This window comes from Anaerocolumna sp. MB42-C2, from assembly GCF_030913705.1.
In the GTDB taxonomy this organism is placed as follows: Bacteria; Bacillota; Clostridia; order Lachnospirales; family Lachnospiraceae; genus Anaerocolumna.
On sequence record NZ_CP133190.1, the window covers coordinates 4049741 to 4065562 of the forward strand.

The 15822-nt window shown below is 36.3% G+C and carries 13 protein-coding genes; 11 read left to right on the forward strand and 2 right to left on the reverse strand.

The window, feature by feature from the left end:
• The first annotated feature begins 7 nt into the window (after window positions 1-7).
• The 11 genes from RBU59_RS18105 (at window position 8) to asd (ending at window position 12374) form a co-directional block, all read left to right on the forward strand.
• The gene (locus RBU59_RS18105; RefSeq protein WP_308143889.1) at window positions 8-1843 is read left to right on the forward strand and encodes a methyl-accepting chemotaxis protein; all 1836 of its coding nucleotides are present in this window, start codon (window positions 8-10) and stop codon (window positions 1841-1843) included.
• 146 nt (window positions 1844-1989) lie between these two features.
• Window positions 1990-3867 (forward strand): LTA synthase family protein, encoded by a 1878-nt coding sequence (locus RBU59_RS18110; RefSeq protein WP_308143890.1) that lies wholly within the window; start codon window positions 1990-1992, stop codon window positions 3865-3867.
• Between the two features lie 232 nt (window positions 3868-4099).
• Entirely contained in the window at window positions 4100-5287 is a 1188-nt protein-coding gene (locus tag RBU59_RS18115) for a patatin-like phospholipase family protein (protein ID WP_308143891.1), read from the forward strand.
• A 93-nt stretch (window positions 5288-5380) separates the two neighbouring features.
• Window positions 5381-6316 carry an ornithine carbamoyltransferase gene (gene argF, locus RBU59_RS18120; protein ID WP_308143892.1) on the forward strand — a complete coding sequence of 312 codons (936 nt, stop codon included), beginning with the start codon at window positions 5381-5383 and terminating at the stop codon, window positions 6314-6316.
• A gap of 121 nt (window positions 6317-6437) precedes the next feature.
• Complete coding sequence (locus tag RBU59_RS18125) at window positions 6438-7325, forward strand: biotin--[acetyl-CoA-carboxylase] ligase (protein ID WP_308143893.1); 888 nt, start codon at window positions 6438-6440, stop codon at window positions 7323-7325.
• Between the two features lie 95 nt (window positions 7326-7420).
• On the forward strand, window positions 7421-8209 hold the full coding sequence (locus tag RBU59_RS18130; protein ID WP_308143894.1) for a LiaF transmembrane domain-containing protein: 789 nt from the start codon (window positions 7421-7423) through the stop codon (window positions 8207-8209).
• A 26-nt stretch (window positions 8210-8235) separates the two neighbouring features.
• On the forward strand, window positions 8236-8568 hold the full coding sequence (locus RBU59_RS18135) for a DUF6145 family protein (protein WP_308143895.1): 333 nt from the start codon (window positions 8236-8238) through the stop codon (window positions 8566-8568).
• Window positions 8569-8605: 37 nt separating this feature from the next.
• Window positions 8606-9379: a type III pantothenate kinase gene (locus tag RBU59_RS18140; RefSeq protein ID WP_308143896.1), complete on the forward strand. Its 774-nt coding sequence runs from the start codon at window positions 8606-8608 to the stop codon at window positions 9377-9379.
• A gap of 86 nt (window positions 9380-9465) precedes the next feature.
• Window positions 9466-10443 (forward strand): tRNA dihydrouridine synthase DusB, encoded by a 978-nt coding sequence (gene dusB / locus RBU59_RS18145; RefSeq protein WP_308143897.1) that lies wholly within the window; start codon window positions 9466-9468, stop codon window positions 10441-10443.
• Between the two features lie 187 nt (window positions 10444-10630).
• The gene (locus RBU59_RS18150) at window positions 10631-11098 is read left to right on the forward strand and encodes a hypothetical protein (protein ID WP_308143898.1); all 468 of its coding nucleotides are present in this window, start codon (window positions 10631-10633) and stop codon (window positions 11096-11098) included.
• Between the two features lie 193 nt (window positions 11099-11291).
• Complete coding sequence (gene asd, locus RBU59_RS18155; RefSeq protein ID WP_308143899.1) at window positions 11292-12374, forward strand: aspartate-semialdehyde dehydrogenase; 1083 nt, start codon at window positions 11292-11294, stop codon at window positions 12372-12374.
• Window positions 12375-12538: 164 nt separating this feature from the next.
• On the opposite strand, the gene RBU59_RS18160 is transcribed toward asd, so the two are convergent.
• Window positions 12539-13270, reverse strand: coding sequence for a hypothetical protein (locus tag RBU59_RS18160; RefSeq protein ID WP_308143900.1), 732 nt, complete (start codon window positions 13268-13270; stop codon window positions 12539-12541).
• 422 nt (window positions 13271-13692) lie between these two features.
• The gene (locus RBU59_RS18165; protein WP_308143901.1) at window positions 13693-15420 is read right to left on the reverse strand and encodes a hypothetical protein; all 1728 of its coding nucleotides are present in this window, start codon (window positions 15418-15420) and stop codon (window positions 13693-13695) included.
• Between the last annotated feature and the right edge of the window lie 402 nt (window positions 15421-15822).

Sequence of the window (15822 nt, forward strand, 5' to 3'; positions counted from 1 at the left end):
CAGCAATATGAAATGGTATAATAATATGAAGATATCTTCAAAATTAATTACGGGGTTTGTTTTAGTTGCTATTATTGCAGGAATTATAGGTGTTATTGGAATTGTAAATATCAGAAACATGGATAAACTGGATACAGAGTTATATGAGAGACATACGGTAACTTTACCTGAATTATCGAATATTACCAATGCCTATTTAAAACAGAGAACATCGGTTCGAAACCTTTATATCGTTAAAGATTTAGATGCAAGACAATCCTATATTGACGATATCAATGTACAGCAGCAAAAGTTAACCGATGCCATGGAAATTTTTAAGAAAACGATTCAGGATGCTTCCATTCAGGAAAATTTCGATATATTAAGTAAAGCCTTAGCTGATTACAAAGAGCGATCGGAAGGAATAATCAGCCAGATACAGTCTAACAATATGGATAAAGCGTATGAACTCTTAATGGATGCGCAGGGAAAACAAATATCGGATACAATTCAGCAGTCTATGGATAAAATGTACGAGTTAAAATTGGAATTGGCCAAACAAAATTCCGACAAAAATTCGGGGGCAGCCCAAACCTCCACCGTGATGATGATAACCATAGCTGTAGTCGGAGTTCTATTTGCTGTCTTCCTGGGATTATTCATATCAAGCTTAATCAGCAAACCAATTAGAAAGATGGTTGAAGTGGCCAATAAACTAGCCCTTGGCGATGTTGAAGTCAATATCGATATCAATACCAAAGATGAAATTGGAACTTTGGCTAAAGCCTTTACCGGAATGATCGAAAACATAAGAGAACAGGCTGTTACAGCAGAAAAAATTGCTGCGGGTGATCTTACCACAGATGTAAAGATTCGTTCGGAAAATGATCTTTTAGGACAAAAATTACATGAAATGGTGGAAAATAATAATCAGGTTCTTGCGGGTATTGCATCTGCTTCAGAGCAAGTTGCGGTAAGTTCCAAACAAATGTCAGATTCCAGTATCGCATTGTCTCAGGGAGCTACGGAACAGGCCAGCTCGATTGAAGAATTAACAGCATCCTTAGAAGAAATCTCATCCCAGACAAGATTAAATGCTGAGAACGCAACCCAGGCCAATGAACTGGCAGTAGATGCGAAAACAAATGCAATACAGGGCAATGATCAGATGAAAGATATGTTAAATGCAATGGAAGATATTAATGAATCTTCTTCTAATATATCCAAGATAATCAAGGTCATTGATGAAATTGCATTTCAAACCAATATATTGGCATTAAATGCCGCAGTGGAAGCTGCAAGAGCGGGACAGCACGGCAAAGGTTTCGCAGTGGTTGCGGAAGAAGTCAGAAATCTGGCCGCTCGTTCTGCTAATGCAGCAAAAGAAACAACGGAGATGATTGAGGGTTCCATTAAGAAAGCTGAGGGAGGAACCAGAATCGCTAAAGATACCGCTCTAGCATTAGCCAAAATTGTGGATGGAATAGAAAAAGTGGCAGGACTTGTAGGAGATATAGCCATTGCTTCTAATGAACAGGCTTTAGGAATTGAACAGATTAATCAGGGAATCATGCAGGTATCGGAAGTTGTTCAGACGAATTCAGCTACGTCGGAAGAAAGTGCTGCGGCAGGGGAAGAACTTTCCGGACAGGCCAGCCTTTTAAAAGAAATGGTATCAAAATATAAGTTAAAACAAAATACATATAATAGAAGTGATGAATTTAATCCGGAAATAATACAAATGCTAAATAATATGTCTAATACAAAAAAGACTAATCCCGGTACCGCAGCAGATAAGGTTTTAAATGCGGATACTAATAAGGTAAAGATAAAATTAAGTGGTTCCGATTTTGGCAAATATTAATAGTAATTTTGCTTCACTTGCATATTAAGATAAACTTAAGAATTCTTGCCTTGATAATAAAATAACTATGAGCTATTATATATAAGAGTTAGAAATGGGGAGAAAAAACGTTCTTTGTTTTTTGTTAAAAAGGAGAGAGAATCTAAATGATTATCCATGTGAAGAAAATTATTAAATCACCCTATATGATACTTTTACTTTTTGCTGCTAAGCTTATGATATATTATAGTTTGATTGATGTGAGCTTAAAGGATATAACATTTATTTTGTTAAGTGTCATAGCTATGGGCATTATATTCATCTGTTTCAGCAGAAGTAAATTAAAAAGGAAAAAGGGGCTGTTTTTGATTGTTTACAGCCTTTTAAGCCTGTTAATGTTTGCGGATTCAATGTATTATAATTATTATAATCAGACAGTTTCCATAAAGCAGTTATGGCAGGCGGCTAATGTAGCCGCGGTTCCTGACAGCTTTGTGGCAACTTTAATACCTGCCAGCTTTTTGCTGTATTTAGATATACCTTTTGTTTATTACTTCTTTAAAAAACATATTAAGGAAGACCAGGGTAAAAATGGATGGAGCTTCAAGAAAGAAATTAAATATATTGTAGCGGGTTTATGTGCTGTCTTTGCTTTGTTGGTTATTAATCCGTTGGACAGTGTTGCCATTGACAAAGTAAATAGTGTGGAGTTTTTTACAAATCATGTAAATGATGTTTATAATGCTATTACAGAGAATATTGTTACAAATGATGTTTCTGCAGAGGATGTATTGGATGCTGTGGAAGATGTGGCAGTTCAAAATCCGGGTAACCTGCTGCATGGAATCGGTTTAGGTAAAAATCTGGTTGTTATCCAGGTGGAAGCACTGCAGAATTTTGTAATAAATGCTGAATATAACGGTCAGGTCCTCACGCCGAATCTAAATGCTTTTATTAAAAAAGATACTGTTTATTTTGACCGTTACTACAGTAATATCGGAAAAGGAAATACGGCAGATGCCGAGTTTTCAAGTTTAAACAGCTTATATCCGGTAATTGACAGGGAATGTTATACATTATATCAGGATAATACTTTTAATGGGTTACCCTGGCTTATGAGGGATCTGGGATACCACTCATTTGCGATACATGGATATAAAGGTGAATTCTGGAACAGGGAAGCAGCTTATCCGGGTCAGGGATTTGAAGATTTTTATAGTATGGAAGATCTTAATGCCAGCGATATCATAGGACTTGGTATATCGGATAAATCTATGTTTAAGCAGGCCGTTGATATCTTTAAAGGAGAGAAAGGCCCTTTCTTTAGTTTTATCATAACCCTTACCAGCCACCATCCGTTTTTAATAGATCCAAAGGATGCGACTTTAAAACTTAAGGAGGAAGATACGGATACGAAATTCGGTGGTTATTTACAAACCATTCACTATATGGATGAAGCTTTCGGACAGTTCATTCAGGAACTAAAAGATGCCGGTCTATATGATAATACGGTAATAGCATTATACGGCGATCATCATGGATTGAACGTAGGTATGGATAATAATGCGGAAATAATGAGTAATTATTTAGGCAGAACATACGATTATGATGAGATGTTAAGAGTACCGATGATGATCCATGTGCCGAATAGCAATATTACAAAGACCATATCTACTACGGGCGGACAGATAGATTTTCTACCAACCGTAGCGAATATCATGGGTATTGATATAAACCAACCTTATGTTCTGGGACAGGATTTGGTTAATGCCAAAGATGGTTTTGTAGCATTTACGGCATATTTATTCGGAGGCTCCTTTGTTCATAATAATGTTATGTTTGAGATATCAAGAGAGGGCGTATTTGAGGGCAGCCGTGCCTGGGATATTAATACTCATCAGCCTTTAGATGCCACCGCGTATGAGGAAGATTATAACCGTGCCGTACGATTGAAACAAACTTCAAAAGAAATATTAGATCAAAATCTAATTGCTGATTATGTTCAACGGGATTTACCGGGTACATCAGATCAGCCAATTGAATAAGAAATTACCATAAGGGACTGCTGCAAACATTCTATACGTAAGTTTATGGAATAAAATCTTGCTGCAGTTCCTTTCTATACATAGAGACTCTGCAACTATGAAATCCGCAATAAATGTGAACATGCCCCTAAAGGCAACTTAAGTTATAAAATTCGTACGAATTGTATGGAATATGTAGATAACTATATTGTTTCGCAATCACCTATTATTATATAATTGTGAGGAGAATGGAATGGGGAATACTTTTGACTTGAATAAGGAATATGGAGTTGTCTTAGAAGGCGGCGGTGCCAAAGGGGCCTATCAGATTGGTGTCTGGAAGGCTTTTTTGGAAAATGGACTTAAGATAAAAGGGGTCTCGGGGGTTTCGGTCGGAGCTTTAAATGGGGCACTAATCTGCATGGATAATTATGAAGAGGCGGAAAGCTTATGGAAAGGCTTAACATATTCCTCTATTATGAATGTAAACGATGAGCAGATGGATAAACTTATGAAGCGAAATTTAAAGGATTTAAGTCTGAAGGAACTAACAAAAGATACAACAAGGATTCTGGCGGACGGTGGTATCGATATAAGTCCGCTTCGCAATTTAATCGAAAACTGGGTGGATGCGGAAAGAATAAAAGATTCCGATATTGAATTTGTATTTGGAACTTTTCTGGTATCTAAATTAAAAGAAGTAGAGATAACCGCTAAGGAAGCAGAGAAAAGCAGTTTAAAGGACTATTTAATCGCAAGTGCATCCTTGCCTGCTTTTCGGAATGAGAAGCTTCATGGAATGAAATACCTGGATGGAGGTATGTTTAATAATGTACCGGTGGATATGTTAATTAACAGAGGGTATAAGGATATCATTGTTGTACGAATTTATGGAATCGGTTTGGAAAAGCCGGTAAAAATTCCAAAGGATGTGAATATTATTCAGATAGCCCCGCGAATTAATTTAGGCGGGATTCTGGAGTTCAATCCGGATAAAATTAAACGTAACATTGATGTGGGTTATTATGATGGGATGCGGTGTCTTCGTTCTCTGAAGGGGAAGATATATTACATTGATTCGAAATACACGGAGGAGGATAGCATCAATCAGTTTGTAAATGTAAATGAAGCGGCAAAGATGGCTATGCTGGAATATTACAAAGCAGATTATACCAATCTTTCCGTTAATACAAGGAAGTTTCTGGAGATTGTGTGCCCGAACCTTGCTGTAACTTTGAAATTAAATAAAGATTGGACCTATCATGAGTTGTATATCAGTTTGTTAGAACTTAGTGCAAAAACTTTAAGAATACCGAAATACAGAATCTATACGGAAGAAGATCTCATTACAATGATCAGGGATAAATATGAATTGGTAACAAAAAGGGGATATCAGTTTCCTGTGTTCCATATGTTAATTATTAAAATGATGATTATATAAGAATAAATTGTTTCTTCTATCTTGACAAATGAATAAAAATTAAGTATAGTGTATAAATAAACATAAATAACATCTCGTCGGGGAGGTAGAACCATGAATTTAAAAGGTCGTAGTTTTTTAACATTAAAAGATTTCTCAACGGAAGAAATTGAATATTTAATCGACTTGGCAGCCGACTTAAAAGCAAAGAAAAAGCAGGGAATTACCGGATCCAGTTTAAAAGGAAAAAATATTGCATTAATATTCGAAAAACCATCTACAAGAACCAGATGTGCCTTTACCGTAGGGTGTATAGATGAGGGTGGTCATCCGGAGTATTTAGGTAAGGATGATATTCAGTTAGGATATAAAGAAAGTGTTGAGGATACTGCACGGGTTCTTGGAAGAATGTTTGATGGTATCGAATTTCGTGGCTTCAAACAGGAGACTGTGGAAAAATTAGCGAAATACAGCGGTGTTCCGGTATGGAACGGGTTAACGGACAGCTATCATCCGACACAGATCTTAGCTGATTTTCTTACTCTGAAAGAACAATTCGGTCATTTAAAGGGTTTGCATTTCGTTTATACCGGAGACGGAAGAAATAATATGGCTAACAGCTTAATGATCGGTTCCTCTAAATTAGGGCTTCATTTCACAATATTAGCTCCAAAATCCCTATGGCCGGGGGAGGAATTGGTTACGCTCTGCAAGGCCTATGCGAAAGACTCACAGGGAACCATTACCATAACGGATGAATTAGAAGCTGTCAAAGGCGCTGATGCAATTTATACGGACGTTTGGTGTTCCATGGGAGAAGAAGCATTAGCGGCTGAGCGGATTGCCCTGTTAAAACCTTTCCAGGTAAATCAACAGTTAATGGATAAAACAGGCAAGGATAACACTATATTTTTACATTGCTTACCGGCGGTTAAAGGGAATGAAGTGACAGAGGATGTTTTTGAGAAACATGCCGACGTGGTTTTTGATGAAGCAGAGAATCGCATGCATACAATAAAAGCGGTGATGGTAGCTACTTTAGGTAATTAGAATTAAAATAAAATAAAGAATCATATTGGCTGTTACAGATAAAGCTTGACTCTGTAACGGCCTTTCTCTATTATTAAGAATAGAGAAAATCAGATATAATACAAGGCAAAGGATAACAAAAATGAGTAAAGAAATAACAAAAGAAACAACAAAAGCAATAATGAAAGAAATTACAAAAGACCAGTATGAACAGTTGGATTCTTCTTTCATTGAGAAGCAAATGACCACAAAATGTATTGGAAAAAAGGTAGCATATTATAATGAAGTGGATTCTACGAATGTTATTGCAAAACAACTGGGTAAGAAGCCGGACAATCATGGTACGCTGGTATTGGCTGAACAACAGAATGCCGGCAGAGGGCGTCTTGGACGGAATTGGAGTTCCCCTAAGGGTGACGGAATCTGGATGAGTTTAATATTGCAGCCTGATATTCGTATAGAGCATGCCTCCATGCTTACCTTGGTAACCGCACTAGCAGTTAATCAGGGTATCAGAAAAGTTACCGGGCTTAACAGTTTTATAAAATGGCCCAACGATATTGTTATAAATGGCAAAAAAGTCTGCGGTATTTTAACGGAGATGAGTACCATAAATGAAAAACTGGAATGTATTGTAATAGGAATCGGTATTAATGCTAACAGAGATCTCTTTTCAGAGGAATTAAAAATTACAGCTACTTCACTAAAACTGGAAAGTGGTAAGGAAATAGAACGTACCAGTCTGATTGCCGCTATTATGTTATATTTCGAAAGTTATTATGGCATATTCGCCAAAGAGGAAAATTTAAAGGGACTTATTCATGATTATAATAAAATGCTTATAAATAGAAACCGACAGGTAAAAATTATTGGAAGCAATTCGGAATATATCGGGCTTGCCCTTGGGATTAATGAGACAGGTGCATTATTGGTACAAACCGAGGAAATGATTACGGGAGAGAAAAAAACGGTAATAAAAACTGTAATGTCCGGAGAAGTATCTGTCAGAGGAGTGTATGGTTATGTGTGATTTGGGGACCATCTATCGAACTTTGTCTTGAATTATTCAGGTTTTCCATATATGATATAAGTTATTAGTAGGCATTTTAAGGGAGTGTAGATCAAATGAAGAATACAATGTCAAAAGCGGTATGGGGTGTTTTCTTTGTTCTCCTGGGTGTTGCATTAGCAGGACGAGCAGTAGGTGTATTTAATTTTAATTTATTTTTTCCGGGGTGGTGGACCCTCTTTATCATTATTCCAAGTGCAATCGGCCTGGTAAATAGTGAGAATCGGGTTTCTTCCGTATTTGGACTGGGAGTTGGTATCCTGTTATTATGTTCTGTTCAGCGTATTATTGATTGGTACACGTTTCCCAGACTTATGATTGCACTTATTTTCATTTCTATCGGCTGCTCCATCTTATTTCGTAAAGAAAGAAGAGGTCATGATGATTACGGCAGGGATAATACCACTTATTACGAAACTGATAACAATCACGATAATGGATACAATACGAATGCTGATTACAATCAAAACAGCAGCAATTATAGCAGTAACAATAATCAAGGAACAAATAATAGAGGATATAACCAATATTTTTGCTTATTAAGCGGTCGCAATGTGCAGTTTATCAATGAGGAATTTACCGGTGCAGTGGTAACTTCCATATTAGGTAATGTTCAGATGGATCTTCGAAATGCATTTATTAATGATGATATTGTGATAGAAACGACCTGTCTCTTGGGTGGCGTGGATATTTACGTACCGAATAATGTAAAAGTAACGATTCACTGTACCCCTATTTTAGGGGGAGTGGAAAATAAAGTAATAACACCGTATCCTGCGACGGATAATACACATACCATTTATATAAAAGGTACTTGTATATTAGGTGGAATTGAAGTCAGGTAACAAGAGTAATTTCTGGAGGGAATTCTATGTATTTAGATAAAGTTGTGCTGTGTGCCAGCAGTGCATATGAACAAAAATATTTCTTAAATGAAGATTTTAAAGCTTTGCCGGAAAGTATAAAGGAAGAACTGAAAATTATGTGCGTCCTTTATACTGAGGATGTGGGTGGAATATTAACCTTGGAATTTGATGAGGATGGTAACTTAATGCTCAATGTAACCAGCGATGAGGGTGATATTATGTTCGATGAGATAGGCAGTGTGTTAAAGATAAAAGAATTACAGCGGAATAAAGCGGAATTATTGGAATCACTGGAACTTTTCTACCGTGTCTTTTTATTAGGGGAAGAATTGGATTGATTATATCTGTATCTTTAATATTTGAAAGGAGATTATTATGTTATTAGTGTTAGATGTAGGCAATACCAATATTACTTTAGGTATTTTTAAAGACGAGGCATTGGTGGCAAGTTTTCGTATGACTACAAAAACACCCAGAACTTCGGATGAATATGGATTAACCATATGCGGATTGTTAAACAACCGAAAAGTGGAAGTTTCTGATATAGAGGCCGTGATTATAGCAAGTGTTGTACCTGGAATTATGCATTCCTTAAAGAACAGTATTATTAAATATTTAGGACTTATGCCGATAGAAGTAGGTGCAGGCACAAAAACAGGAATAAAGATGGTTACAGCTAATCCGAAAGAAATTGGAGCGGACAGAGTAGTAGACGCAGTCGCAGCTTATGATATATATGGTGGTCCGTTAATTGTAATCGATTTTGGAACAGCTACGACTTATGATTTAATATCAGAAGACGGTTCTTTTTTAGCGGGTATTACAAGCCCGGGTATTCGTATCTGTGCAGATGCTTTATGGAATGAAACCGCTAAACTGCCCGAGATCGAAATCAAGAAACCTGCGTCCATTTTAGCCAAGGAAACCATATCCAGCATGCAGGCCGGGTTAGTGTATGGTTATATTGGACAAACAGAATACATTGTTAAAAAGATAATTGAAGAATCCGGGATACAGGGAATCAAAGTTATCGCAACCGGCGGATTAGGCAAAATTATCGCAGAAGCAACGGATGTAATTCAAATATTTGATCCAAATCTGACCTTACAAGGGTTAAGACTGATCTATAATAAATGTAAAGGAAAATAATCATTGTATGATATCCGATAAATGCAATACGATTAACGCTGCATATGTTGATTTGTAAGAGAAATAATATTTAGGGAGTACTTTAAATGGATTTAAACATTGGTAATGTTAAGATAAACGGTAATTTAGTTTTAGGTCCCATGGCAGGTGTAACAGACCTGCCATTTCGAATCTTGTGCAAAGGACAAGGAGCCGACCTGATTTATACCGAGATGGTAAGCGCGAAAGGAATACAATATAATAATAAAAATACAGAAAGTCTGCTTACGGTGGAGGAAATGGAACGGCCTGTCTCCCTGCAGTTATTTGGTGCAGACCCTTATATTATGAGCGAAACGGCGAAACGAATCGAACACAGGAATTTTGATATTCTGGATATTAATATGGGCTGCCCCGTTCCCAAGGTTGTTAATAACGGTGAGGGATCTGCATTAATGAAAGAACCCAAATTAGTGGGCGAAATCGTACATGCAATATCCTCGGCAATTCATAAACCCCTGACAGTTAAAATCAGAAAAGGATTCACAGAATCCACTGCTAATGCAGTAGAAATTGCGAAAATAGCAGAGGCAAACGGGGCAGCAGCTATAGCAGTCCACGGGCGTACCAGGGAGCAGTATTATAGCGGAAAGGCCGACTGGAACATAATAAGGGCAGTAAAAGAGGCAGTACGGATACCGGTTATCGGCAACGGAGATATCTTTAAACCGGAAGATGCAAAACGGCTGATAGAGGAAACCGGATGTGACGGTATCATGCTTGCAAGAGGTGTCAGAGGAAATCCCTGGTTATTTGCACAAGTAAAGGAATTTCTTTCTACAGGTAAGAAACTGGATAAACCAAACGTTTTTGAAGCAGTAGATATGATGTTACGCCATGCCAGATTATCCATTCAATATAAAGGGGAATATATTGGTATAAGGGAAATGCGAAAACATGTAGCCTGGTATACTACAGGTTATCCCCTGGCAGCAAAGTTAAGGCAGCATGTAAATGAAATAGAAGACTATACCCAATTGGAAGAATTATTAAATCAATACCTGAAATCAATTAAGGAGATATAAAAGATATAAATCATAGGAGTAATAAAACGAATTACGTATAAGGGCAGTATCATTAATACAGGCGGAAGCAGCTTTCGAATAAGATTATGGAAAAACGTGGTACTAACGGCTTCATTGACTATTCATTAAAAACAGATATAATAGAATATAGGTAAACACTGTTTTTTTAAGAAAAGGAGGCCCACCTATGAGAGAATCCCGGAAAATTATTGCTGCAAAATTTAAGGAAGACGGAAACCTTGGTGAAACCAAGATCTGCGTGCGATGCAAGAGAATGTTTACCTATCTAGGGTACGGGCATTATTATTGCCCTATGTGCCGCAAGGCGGATGAAGAAGATTTTTTGAAAGTAAAAAATTATATCTATGATCATGGAACAGCTCCTGCTTTGGAGGTATCCGAAAATACCGGAATCAGTTTAGAAAGAATCAACCAATATCTAAGAGAGGGAAGATTGGAAATTCCAGAGAACTCACCTATATTTATTAAATGTGAAATGTGCAGAGTTGATATTCGATCCGGTAGATTATGTCCGGAGTGTGCTTCCAAATTAAGTCATGCCATGAGAATCAAAATGGATTTTGATGACGAACAGATTGGTCCAGTCCCTAAAAAATTAGCAGGCAAAATGCGCTTTATAAGAAATGAAAAATAAACAACGAGATAGAGATTGCAGTATCTTTATTCATCACTATTCACAAAAAATGAATATTTAATAGAAAATAGTTGATTTTTATGAATGAAAATAGTAATATATTTACTACAAAGACAAATGTACGCCATACAAATACAATAGGGTATAAAATGTCGTTTGCTAATATGAAGTAATGAATATCGGGAGGGTTAACATGAGCAAATTAAGAGTTGGTATCTTAGGTGGTACCGGAATGGTAGGTCAACGTTTTATTTCTTTATTAGAAAATCATCCTTGGTTTGAGGTTGTTGCAATAGCTGCCAGTCCGAGAAGTGCGGGCAAAACATATGAAGAAGCTGTAGGTGACAGATGGAAAATGTCAACCCCAATGCCGGAAGCCGTTAAAAAGATGATTGTTAAAAACGTAAATGAAGTAGGGGCAGTAAGCAGTGAAGTAGACTTCGTTTTTAGTGCTGTTGATATGACAAAAGATGAAATTAAAGCAATCGAAGAGGCTTATGCTAAGACAGAAACACCAGTAGTATCCAATAATAGTGCTCATAGATGGACTCCGGATGTTCCTATGGTTGTGCCGGAATTAAACCCGGAACACTTGGAAGTTATTAAAGATCAAAAGAAGCGTTTGGGTACCAGCAGAGGTTTTATAGTGGTAAAACCAAACTGTTCCATACAAAGTTATACACCGGCCTTACATGCCTTAAGAGAATTTGGACCTAAAGTGGTTGTGGCAACTACTTACCAGGCTATATCCGGTGCAGGCAAGAACTTCAAGGACTGGCCTGAAATGATTGACAATGTTATACCTTATATCGGCGGTGAAGAGGAAAAGAGTGAACAGGAACCGTTAAGAATCTGGGGTAAGGTAGAAAACGGCCAGATTGTAAAGGCTTCTTCCCCTCTTATTACAACGCAATGTATTCGTGTTCCGGTTACAGACGGACATACCGCAGCAGTGTTTGTAAGTTTTGAAAAGAAACCAACAAAAGAAGAGATTTTAAAAGCATGGAGTGAATTCAAAGGTTTACCGCAGGAACTGAATTTACCTAGTGCACCAAAACAGTTTATTCAGTATCTGGAAGAAGATAACCGTCCTCAGGCTAAGTTTGACAGAGATTATGAAAATGGCATGGGAGTTTCTTTTGGCAGATTACGTGAAGATACCGTATTTGATTATAAGTTTGTAGGATTATCCCATAATACCGTCCGTGGTGCGGCGGGTGGAGCTGTTCTTATAGCGGAATTATTAAAAGCTCAGGGTTATATTGAAGCAAAGTAATATAGTTTAATCTCAGGATGTGAGACAAGCGCAATTTAGAAAAAACCACGTAAGCAGGATATGGCTTTTACGTGGTTTTTTAAATAAATAATTATTTATATTAATTATGAGTTGTATAAGTTATTATTTAAGTGATTCAGTTCAATTAATTATATATTTACTGATTATTTATTTATATCAAAAAGATATCGAACGAATTCACCGGCGTTTTGTTTATATTTAGAATTTACGACAACTCCTAATACCGGTCTGTCAACAAGGTTACCTGCATTATCATAGATTTTAGCTCCATCCAAATAAATACCATAAGGACTGGAGGTTTTATCTTCTTCCGTTTCGGAATAATAGAATGAATCGGTTAATGCGGTAATTAAATCGGTTGGCAGCTCATCTGATAATTTACTGAAGTTTCCCATTCGCGCATAATTTGCAAATACAGATTCCGGTGCGATGATTACATCAATCTGTGCTGCAGCAATATAAGTGACTAATTTTTGCTGGGAAGCCATTGAGAGTTCTGAAACATTACCCTCACTTCCTAATTGAAAAGAGCTGTCAATAAGGATTTCCTGGGTTTTTGGATCAATTCCCAGTTTTTCGGCAAAATCACTTTGAACGGCGGCCGCTGTTTCATCATCCATTGCAGAATTGACTACCGCGGCGTATAAAACAGTTTCAGGCTTAGGAGATAAAATACTGTATGCCATATAACCAATCCCGGCAACAGCTAGGATAATTACGATTACTTTAAATCTGTAATAATTATTAAAATAAGTAACTTTTTCCTTAAATGTCATTTCACTTAATTTCTGTTTTTCTGTCTGTTCAGTCCTTGGTTTATATATTTCCGCAGAATTATCCAGTACGGTATTTTCTAATTTACTTTTCTCTATCATAAAGATTACCTCTTTTCAATATACAGAATAGAATATGATAACATAACCGATTAACATATAGATTTATACTAAAATAAGTTTATCATAATCATACAGCAAAAAAAAGAAATTATTTCTAAAATATTCATAAAAAAATGGGTTACTTTTCACTCCCCTGCAAAAAGCAGCAGTTCCGCGAACAATAACAGACTTCGCAATGCACACAAAACGAGGAGGCAGCGTTCCTACGCTGCAATTCTCCGGTTTTCTGTGACGTTCGCTTTCCCTACACTCACAAAAATACGTCCCGTTTGTTACCTGTGAACAGTAACAGAAATGGTGCAGTTCAAAGTTTCTCATCATCTGGCTTATTAACACGAAAGCAGACGATAATAACGATGTCCTGCACCATAAGGTTGTTAATTATCTGTTTATTTTAACGATTAATAGGAACCGTATAAATAAGATTGTAATAAACTGTTTATATCAAGTCCGGTTACATCTTGTACATGGGTCATAAATCCTTCAAAATCAGCCGTACCCATATAGGAATAAATATCATTATCAATAACCTGATCAGAGGAACCAGGGAATGTAAAGTCTTCATAAGCACTTTCTTTGCTGGTTATATCAAGGGCACCAGCTTCCATATTACCATACATTACCTGTAATTTCATATTCTGCTGTTTATCATTCGCATTGCAATCAAGCACAATTTCTGCTCCCATAAAAAGATCTGAGCTTATGGTATATTTACCGTTTATACCTTTGCCGTTAATTAGCTTAGCATTTTCTGCAGTTATATTAAATGAATAATTCGTATAATCACTGTATTCGGCGCTGTAACCGGAGAATTTAAGAACGCCGTCTCCGGTAAAACCAGAGGAGGAATTGGTGCCGTCTACAGAAAAATCAAATAAATCTGAACCATTATCTTTTAACCAGATCGTATAACTTAATTTTGAACCATCTGAGACTACAGTATATCCGCCGCCGGAAGTTTTGTCCTTTCCGGAAGTTGTAAACTCACGACCCATAATTCTTCCCGTTTTGTCTACATATACATTGAATAAAACCGGGTCCGAAGAAGCAGTTTTAGCTTCTTTATCTAATCTGGCAAGAGAATCTTCAATCAGTTTTGCATATTCATCTTCTTTACAGATATTTAATGTTGCAAATAATCTTTTTAATGAATCATCTTTTTTGGCTTCATTTAAAATAGCTGTCGTAATATTAAAGATATCTTCCTCATTCAATTCGGCTGTCAGCTTATTATATGTAGCATTTGATTTGGAAGCAGTTATCTTGACATTTTTCTCAAGCTTCATATTATCAATATGATCTATGAGTAAAGCAGAATATTTCTTTAATAAGGAATTCAGTGTATCCGGAGACAGGGAATCGTTGTTTAAAAGAGCCTCCATATCATTAACATAATCAGTGTAGTTACCTCCGTCAGCCATTTCACCGGAATAGGACATAAGATCATTTAATGAAAATAATAGGTAAGCACTGCTTAATTCAGGTACACTTGCGAATAATTCACCTGTTTTAGAATTAATCAAGGCGTTTAAGGTAACTAAGGCTTGCTCATTATAAGAAAACCCGATTGTCGACTTTGAATTATCGCCTTTAGTCATGGAAGTGATTTTTGCTTCCAGTGATTTAAAGTCATTAAGTCCAATCATACCGGTGAATTGAGGATTCACAGTTAATTTTACACTGGTATCCTGGCCAACACCTTTCGTTTTCTGGTCATTATACAGTGTTAGATATTTATCATAGGATTCAGTAAAAGTATCAATGCCTTTATTAATATTTTTCTTTTCTATGGAAGAATAATATTCAACAGGACTTTTTGTCATTAATGCAATAGTATTGGCTAGGGTATTGCGGTTCGCATAGGCCGTAACCGAACCGGCTAAAAGCACAATCAGAATAAGAATTCCTGCAATAAATTTTGGATTTGGTTTCTTTTTGGAAGGGACTTCTGTTGTTTCATAACTTTGTTCATAAGGTGCTTCTTCAAAAGTAATTGTTTCAGTTTCAATGTCATTACTTTGAGAAACAGAATCCATAGGATTATTATCAGCGGATTCCTCATTATTTGATGTAATTGGATTGGCATCGAATTCGTTGCCGTTGTTTGGATTGTTATTCATAGCTCCCATTTTAACCTCTCTTTATATTTGTATAGTAGGATTAGGCTAAAAAGATCTCACATAAGCGGTCTTTTTATACTAGAATCCTATTTTATAAAGAATAGAATAATTTCATTATCCCTTTTCTATTGGGTGTCGTTAAATGACGAATTATCTTATCTTTATAAATCACATAAAAATGGTATCAGATGTATATAATAAAGTCAATTAGAATATCATTAGAATTCCCGCTGTAATCGATAAATGGAAGAAAAAACAGAAATATAGGAAATAAAGGAATATGATGACGAATATGTTTATTTACAAATATCCTATATTAATATAAAATAATATAAAATCACGAAAACTTTCGTAAAAAGATAGAGATCATAAAATTATACATTTAAACTTTGTTTATAATGCTAGTTGAAA